The 7,503-nt window shown below is 69.0% G+C and carries 7 protein-coding genes and 1 pseudogene; 4 read left to right on the top strand and 4 right to left on the bottom strand.

Annotated features, from left to right (window positions below):
• Positions 1-350: pseudogene (locus ACNA7R_RS18210) on the top strand (cobyric acid synthase CobQ); the annotation flags it as partial.
• Here the strand turns inward: ACNA7R_RS18210 and ACNA7R_RS18205 are convergent.
• On the bottom strand, positions 347-718 hold the full coding sequence (locus ACNA7R_RS18205; protein WP_416284940.1) for a CopG family transcriptional regulator: 372 nt from the start codon (positions 716-718) through the stop codon (positions 347-349). The pseudogene ACNA7R_RS18210 and the gene ACNA7R_RS18205 sit on opposite strands and share 4 nt — an antisense overlap.
• Positions 719-831: 113 nt before the next feature.
• On the opposite strand from ACNA7R_RS18205, the gene ACNA7R_RS18200 reads away from it, so the two are divergent.
• On the top strand, positions 832-1,083 hold the full coding sequence (locus ACNA7R_RS18200; protein ID WP_416284939.1) for an MTH865 family protein: 252 nt from the start codon (positions 832-834) through the stop codon (positions 1,081-1,083).
• 163 nt (positions 1,084-1,246) lie between these two features.
• Positions 1,247-3,226: a bacterio-opsin activator domain-containing protein gene (locus tag ACNA7R_RS18195; protein WP_416284938.1), complete on the top strand. Its 1,980-nt coding sequence runs from the start codon at positions 1,247-1,249 to the stop codon at positions 3,224-3,226.
• 160 nt (positions 3,227-3,386) lie between these two features.
• On the opposite strand, the gene hutH is transcribed toward ACNA7R_RS18195, so the two are convergent.
• A complete protein-coding gene (gene hutH, locus ACNA7R_RS18190) occupies positions 3,387-5,006 on the bottom strand; it encodes a histidine ammonia-lyase (protein WP_416284937.1) in 1,620 nt (539 codons plus the stop codon).
• 92 nt (positions 5,007-5,098) lie between these two features.
• On the opposite strand from hutH, the gene ACNA7R_RS18185 reads away from it, so the two are divergent.
• A complete protein-coding gene (locus ACNA7R_RS18185; protein ID WP_416284936.1) occupies positions 5,099-5,452 on the top strand; it encodes a hypothetical protein in 354 nt (117 codons plus the stop codon).
• A gap of 80 nt (positions 5,453-5,532) precedes the next feature.
• On the opposite strand, the gene hutI is transcribed toward ACNA7R_RS18185, so the two are convergent.
• Positions 5,533-6,810: an imidazolonepropionase gene (gene hutI / locus ACNA7R_RS18180; protein WP_416284935.1), complete on the bottom strand. Its 1,278-nt coding sequence runs from the start codon at positions 6,808-6,810 to the stop codon at positions 5,533-5,535.
• Positions 6,807-7,503: arginase family protein (locus ACNA7R_RS18175; RefSeq protein ID WP_416284934.1), on the bottom strand; the 697-nt coding region annotated here is incomplete at its 5' end. The genes hutI and ACNA7R_RS18175, both read right to left, overlap by 4 nt.

Genomic DNA, 7,503 nt, shown 5'->3' with positions numbered 1-7,503 from the left:
GCTCGGCCTCGCCGCTGCTCGCGGGCGCCGACGGCGCCACGGCGCGGGGGTACGAGATCCACGCCGGCCGCACGCGGGCGCTCGAGGCGGTCGAGCGACCGCTCGGCGAGATCGGGGCGGCTCGCGGCACCGTCCTGGGAACCTACCTGCACGGACTGTTCGACGCGGCGCCGGTTCGCGAGGCGTTTCTCGAGGCGGTTGCGGATTCGTCGGGGATCGACCGTCCCGGTGGTTCCGAATCGTCCGAGGTCGGATCGGACGGTCGACGACCCGCGGATCGGGCCGCGTCGCTGGTCGCCGAAAACGTCGCACTCGAGGAGTTGGGCGCGCCGTTCGACGCGTCGCCCTAGGTGCGGTAGGTGCCGAGCAGTTCCTCGAGGACGAGACACTCCTGGTCGGTCGGCTCGTAGTGGTCGTCGATGAACCCCTCAGCGGCCTCGTAGTCGCCCCGCAGCCCGTGTTTGCGGACGGTGATGACCGCCTCGAGGAAGCGGGTGCCGCCGTCGGCGCCGACCGCGCTCTCCTCGGGGATGTCGAGTTCGGCCTTGATCTCGTCGAAGTTGAACGTCTCGACGTCGTGGTCAGGATCGACGAGCGTGAGGACGTACTCCGCGGAGAAGCGGTAGAACTCGGATTTGCTCTCGAACATACCGTCGTCGACGAGGCCATCGATCTTGTCGACGACCGCGTCGGGATATCTGACGGTATCTTTCGCCATACCGAAACCCTTCATACCGGTGACTCATTACTGTTTCGGGCGTCGGAACGCCCAGTCGGCTGCTTGGAGTTCACAACAGGTTTATTATTTATCATCCGCAATAGGCGGACGCGATGGCAGACGAATCCGAACTCCGCGACCAGATGATCGACGCGTTCGAAGGCGCAGACTACCCCATCTCGAGCCCGATGGACCTCGTTCCGGCCCTGCCGAACGGCCCCGGAACGAAGTTCGAGTCGGGCGACTTCTCGATGACCGCGATGGAGCTCAACACCAAAACCTCGGGCGGGGATTTCCCCTACGAGGACCCCGAGACGTTCGTCGACGACGTCATCGAGGACCTCAAAGAACAGGGCGAACTGTAGAACGGCGTCCCCTCCGGCGACTCGACTCCTCACGACTACGCCGTCGACCGCGATCGCTCGAGGCGACTGCTCTCGGCTATGAGCGCTACGAATGGCAAGCACTTACGTCGGTTCACGGTGACCCTTCTCGAGTACGCGAACTAGCGCGGAGAACCGAGACGCCATGCAAGACGCAACCAACGACGCCACGGTCGCCCTGATCACGGAATCCCCCGACAGCGAACTGTCGGCGACGATCGAAACGACGTCCTCGTTCGACGTCAGAACGATTCCGCCCGATAGCGCGGCCGAGTCGTTCCGGGAGGCTGCCAACGGGGGCGAGGTCCCCTCCGGGATCGTCCTCGAGACCGACGACCCGGCGACGATCCGATCGGTCCTCGATCGGGTGCAGTCGGTGACCCCGGTGACGCCGGTCGTCGTTGCACCGTCCGAGGGGAGCGAACGCACCGCAGCAGCGGCGCTGCGAGCGGGCGCGACCGAGTACGTCGCGGCCGACGAGCCCGAGGCGAGGGTCGACCGGATCCTCGACGCGATCGCCGACCTCCCGGCTGCCGAGACGACGGAGTACCACCACATCCTCGCGAACGAACTCCCCGACGAGGCGTTCGTCATCGGCGAGGACGGCACCTACCTCGAGTCGAAGGTCCGTCCCGACGCGGCGACGCTGTACACGACCTCGGCCGAGGGGTTAGTCGGGGAGACCCTCGAGTCGGTGTTCCCCGATGAGGTCGCCGAACGGCTGCAGTCGTGTCTCGAGCGGACGATCGACACCGGCACGATACAGACCGTCGAGTACGGGGCCGACACGACCGAGGGACGGCGCCGGTACGAGGCGCGGGTCGTTCCCATCGAGCGGCGGATCGGCGGCCAGCGCGCGGTCGTCTGGCTGGCCAGGGATATCACCGAGCGAGCACAACGCGAACGACGATTACAGTCCCGGCGTGACCGCCTCGAGACGGTCAACCGGATCAACCAGGTCGTCCGGCAGGTGATCGAGACCCTCGTCGAGGCGCCGACCCAGGCGACCATCGAGCGCAAGGTCTGCGAACAGCTCGTCGAGTCGGAGCTGTACTGCGGCGCCTGGATCGCCGAGCGAACGGGCGAGGGGGAACTCTCCTATCGAACCGGTGCCGGCACGGTCCGAACCTACCTCGAGGCCGTCGAGAGCTGCGATCCGGAGGACCAGCGACCGGCACAGAAGGCCGTCACGAGCGGGGAGATCCAGGTGATAGACGACGTCCTCGCCGCGGAGTCGGTTCCCGAGGAGATCCGCGAGGCGGCCCGCGCCGACGGGATCGACGCCGCGGTCGTCGTTCCGATCAGCCACGGCGGGACGACCTACGGCGTTCTCGCGGTCGTCGCGAACCGAAACGACACCTTCAGCGAGAGCGAGCGCAGCGGGTTCGAGCTGCTCGGCGAGACGACCGGTTTCACCATCAGCGCGGTCAAGAACCGACAGCTGCTGTTCTCCGACACCGTCCTCGAACTCGAGTTCCGGATCGACGACGGGGATGCCCTCGCGTTCGACCTCACGACGGAGTACGACTGTACGATCTCGCTGGAGTGGGCCGGTTCGGCCGCCGACGGCCGAATCTTCCAGTACGTGACCGTCGACGGACTCGACGGGGAGACCGTCCTCGAGGAGGCCCAGAGCCACGACAGCATCGAGGAGTGTCGGCTCATCTACGACGGAACCGACAGCTGTACGATCGAGTTCCGCATGAAGGAGTCGGGCGTGCGAACCCTCGCCCACCACGGTGCGACGATCCGGGACATCGTCATCGAGGACGGCTCGGCCACCGTGTTGGTCGAGGTGCCACACGACGCCGACGTCCGCGAGATCGCCGAGGCGCTGAAGTTCGTCTACGAGAGCACCGAACTCGAGGCGCGCCGGGAGGTCGATCACCCGGTCAGGACGGCCGCAGAGCGCCGTAACGACGTGCTCGATCAGCTCACGGACCGACAGCTCGCGACGCTTCGGCTGGCCTACTACAGCGGCTTCTTCGACTGGCCCCGGGAGAGCACGGGCGAGGAGATCGCCGAAGCGATGGACGTCTCGCCGCCGACGATGCACCAGCACCTCCGGAAGGGGCTGAAGACGGTGCTGGGCGAACTCTTCGAGGAGACCGGCGGTACGGTATAGAAACCGGCGGCGAGGGAAACGGTAGGTGGTGGTGTTTCGAACGGTCCCCGTCGTGCCGGTGCCTTCGACCGACGAAGGCGGGTTCGAGTAGGGACTCGAGCCAAATAACAGTGCGCAAATCGACCGACGGGACGAGGGTTGCGCGGCCGATCCGCGACGATCAGTTGCCGTCGTCGATCGGTGCCGAGTCCCGGGTGGCGCGCGCGACGCGCTCTTCGAGCAGGCCTCGCTCGAGCAGCGCCGCCACCCGATCGACGTCGGTGTGGACCGGCCGATCGTTCTCGAGCGACGGGACGACCTCCCGGACCAGGTCGTAGACGGCGCTCGTCCCGACGCCGAGCGACAGCGGCTCGTCGGTCTCGAAGGCGTCGTCGACGTAGTCGGCGGCCTGAGCGCCACAGACGAGTTCGGCCGCGACGACCTGCGTAGCGTTCTCGACGGCCGTTCGAACGTGCAGCGCCGACTGACAGCTCATGCTGACGTGATCCTCCTGGCCGCCGCTGACGGGCGTGTTGTCCGTCGAGGCGGCGCCGAACGACCGGAGTTCGTTGACGAGCGCCGCCGCGGTGTACTGGGCGATCATGTAGCCCGACTCAACGCCGCTGTCGGCGGCGAGAAACGGCGGCAGGTGGGGCTCCTGCAGGTTCGGGTTCAACAGGCGGTCGATCCGTCGCTCGCTGATCGCCGCCAGATCGGTCAGCGCGAGGCGGGCGTACTCGAGACGAAGCGCCAGCGGTGCGCCGTGGAAGTTGCCGCCCGAGAGTACCGCCGCGCGGTCGGTGCCCGAGGCCCGGTCGTCGACCCTGTCGCCCGCGAACACCAGCGGGTTGTCGGTCGCGCTGTTGAGTTCGATGGAGACGGCGTCCCGAAGGTGACTCAGGGCGTCCCGGACGGCGCCGTGGACCTGCGGGAGACACCGCAGCGAGTAGGCGTCCTGCACCCGGTCGCAGTTGCGGTGGGCCTCGACGATCTCGCTGCCGGCGGTGAGTTGCCGGATCTCGCGGGCGCTCTCGAGCTGGCCCGCGTGTGGACGGACCTCGTGGATCGCCCGGTCGGCCGTCGCCGTCGTCCCGAGGGAGGTTTCGATCGTCAGCGCGCCCGCCGCGTCGGCGCCGCGGACGAGTCGCTCGCCGTCGACGACCGCGAGGGCGGCGAGTCCGGCCGTCAGCTGGGTACCGTTGATGAGCGCGAGTCCCTCCTTGGGCTTCAGGGAGAGGGGCTCGAGGCCGATCGCGGCGAGCGCCTCGTCGCCGGGAAGCCGCGTTCCGTCCTCTTCGTCCGTCCCCTCGACGACCGCGTCGCCCTCGCCGATCAGGACCAGCGACATGTGGGCCAGCGGCGCGAGGTCGCCGCTGGCACCGAGACTGCCGCGGGATCTGACGACCGGGTGGACCCCCTCGTTGCACATCGCGACGAGGTGGTCGACGACGGTCTCGCGGATCCCCGAGTATCCCGTTACGAGGGCGTTGATTCGGGCGACCATCATCGCGCGGACCGCCTCGCGCTCGAGTTCGCGACCCGCCCCCGCGGCGTGGCTGCGCAGCAGGTTCGTCTGGAGCTGTTCGATCTCCTCGGGCGGGATGCGCTCGTCTACCAGTTCGCCGAAGCCCGTGTTGAGCCCGTAGACGGCCTCGCCGCTCTCGATCACGTCCTCGACGCGGGCGCGGGACTCCCTGACTCGCTCGCGGGCGGTCTCGGCGACCTCGACTCGAGCGTCGTCGCGCGCGACCGTTGCGACGTCCTCGGGGGTCAGCGACTCGCCGTCGAGCACGACGCTCATTGGCGACCACCCCCAGTCGCGGCCGTCGATCGCGGGCGACCCGCACACGAGTGCCCAACGGATATCCGTGCGAGGACCCGAGTGCTGGTCGCATGCCAGACGCAGCAATCGTCGTTCTTGCCGGTACCGAATCGCCCTCCGACCTCGGCCGCGTCGTCAACGGGCTCCAGACCGCACAGGAGTTCGACGAAGCCGGCGACGGCGTCGAGATCGTCTTCGACGGGGCGGGTACCCAGTGGATCCCCGAGCTCGCGGACGAGGACCACGACTACCACTCGCTGTACACCGAGCTGACCGACCTCATGTCGGCGTGTCACTACTGTGCGAACGCCTACGGCGTCGCCGACGAGATCGAGGACAGTCCCGCCGAACTGCTCGACGAGCACGAGGGCCACCCGAGCATCCGCTCGCTCGTCGACGACGGCTACGAGATTATCACCTACTGAGGAGCACCGTTGCGAGTTCGGTCGGCTCGGCGGCTCGCTTCGAGCCGTCGCCGACGGTCCGCCCGCGGTCGTCGCGGTCGTCATTCTGCCACCACCTCCCCGCCCTTGAGCACCGCATCGACCGCCGAGGTGTCGAACCGGTAGGCGAGGTGGACGTACGACGGCGCCTCGAGCACGACGGCGTCGGCCGGCGCGCCCTCCCGTAGCGTTCCGGTTCCGTCCTCGAGCTCGAGCGAAAGCGCCGCGTTTCGCGTCGACGCCAGCAGCGCCTCCGCGGGCGTCATCCCCATCTCGACGGCGCCGAGGGTCTGGACGAACTCCATGCTCCGCGAGTGGCAGTTGGGGTTGAAGTCCGTTGCGAGGGCAACCGGCGCGCCGGCCTCGAGGAAGGCTCGCGCGTCGGCGTAGGCTTCGCCGAGGCCGAAGGCGGTGCCCGGCAGCAGGACGGGGACGACGCCGGCCTCGCACAGCGCCTCGACGTCGTCTCCGTTCGCGTGGAGCAGGTGGTCCGCGCTGGCGGCGCCGAGATCGGCCGCGAGCCCCGCCCCGCCGAGGCGGGTGAACTCCTCGGCGTGGACCTTCGGCGTGAGGCCGTACTCGATACCGGCCTCGAGCACCCGTCGCGACTGCTCGACGTCGAAGACGCCCTCCTCGCAGAAGACGTCGCAGAACTCGGCGACGCCCTGCTCGGCAACCGCGGGGAGCTGCTCCTCGACCACCTCGTCGACGTACCCGTCGGTCTCCCGCCCGTCGGGGACCGCGTGGGCGCCCATAAACGTCGCGACGAGGTCGACCGGCTGGGTGGCGTTCGCGCGGTCGATCGCCTCGAGCTGCCGCAGTTCGGTCTCGGCGTCGAGTCCGTACCCCGACTTGACCTCGACCGTGGTCGTCCCGTGGGCGAGCATCGTCTCGAGGTGACCGGTGAGGTTCGCGACTAACTGATCGTCGCTCGCCTCGCGGACCGCCCGGACGGTCCGGAGGATGCCGCCGCCCTCGGCGAGGATCTCCTGGTACTCCTTCCCTCGCAGTTTGGCCTCGAACTCGTCGGAGCGATCCCCCGCGAAGACGGCGTGGGTGTGGGGATCGACGAAGCCGGGGACGACAGCCCGCCCGTCGGCGTCGATCGCGGTGTCGGCGTTCTCCGGCGGGTACTCGCGGGTGACGTCCTCGCTCGAGCCGACGGCGACGACCTCGCCGTCGACCGCGGCGATGGCGGCGTCCTCGCGGACCTCGAGGGGGGTTTCGCCGGAACCGTCCCTCGAGGGGCCGACGACGAGTTCGCCGATATGGTAGACGACACAGGAGTCGCCGTTCGCGCTGTCCGTCACGGCGTCGGCGTCCTCGACTGGCCCGCTCATCGTCGTCCCTCCAGATAGCCCGCCAGGAAGTGTGCGATCGCCCGGGCCGCCGCGTCGGCCGTCAGTCCGTCCCGATCGAGCGGCGGGGCGCACTCGACGACCTCGAAGCCGGCGATCCGGTCGTCGGCCGCGAGCAGGCGCAGCAGCCGGAACAGCTCGCGCGTGCGCAGCCCGCCCGGCGTCGGCGCGCTCGCGCCGGGTGCGGCGCTCGCATCCAGTACGTCGCAGTCGACGCTGACGTAGAGAGTGTCGACGTCGCCGACGGCCTCGAGGGCCCGATCCGCCGCGGCGACGACGTCGTCGCCCACCTCCTCGCTCGTGACGACCTCGCCGCCGCGCTCGCGGAGATAGTCGTGGTACGCGGTGGAGGTCTCGAAGTGGCGGGCGCCGACGCAGGCGTAGCCGTCGAGGCCGTCCTCGAGGAGCTGTCGGTACGGCGTTCCGCTCGTCGGCTCGTCGTCGACCGCGCGAACGTCGAGGTGGGCGTCGAGGTTGATCGCGCCGACCGAACCCTCCTCGAGCAGCGGGGCGACGTTCGGGTACGTGAGCGAGTTGTCGCCGCCGAGGAAAACCGGGAGCGCGTCGCGCTCGTGGACGAGCCGAGTCGTCTCGACGAGTTCGGTCTGAACTGCCGAAACCGGCTCGGCGTCCTCGGACTCGAGCGTCTCGACCAGCGAGCGGACGTCGCCGAGG

It is taken from the genome of Natronococcus sp. (assembly GCF_047921035.1).
GTDB lineage: Archaea > Halobacteriota > Halobacteria > Halobacteriales > Natrialbaceae > Natronococcus.
Note: the sequence above shows the minus strand (reverse complement) of the source record. Positions and strands in the feature narration are given on the sequence as shown.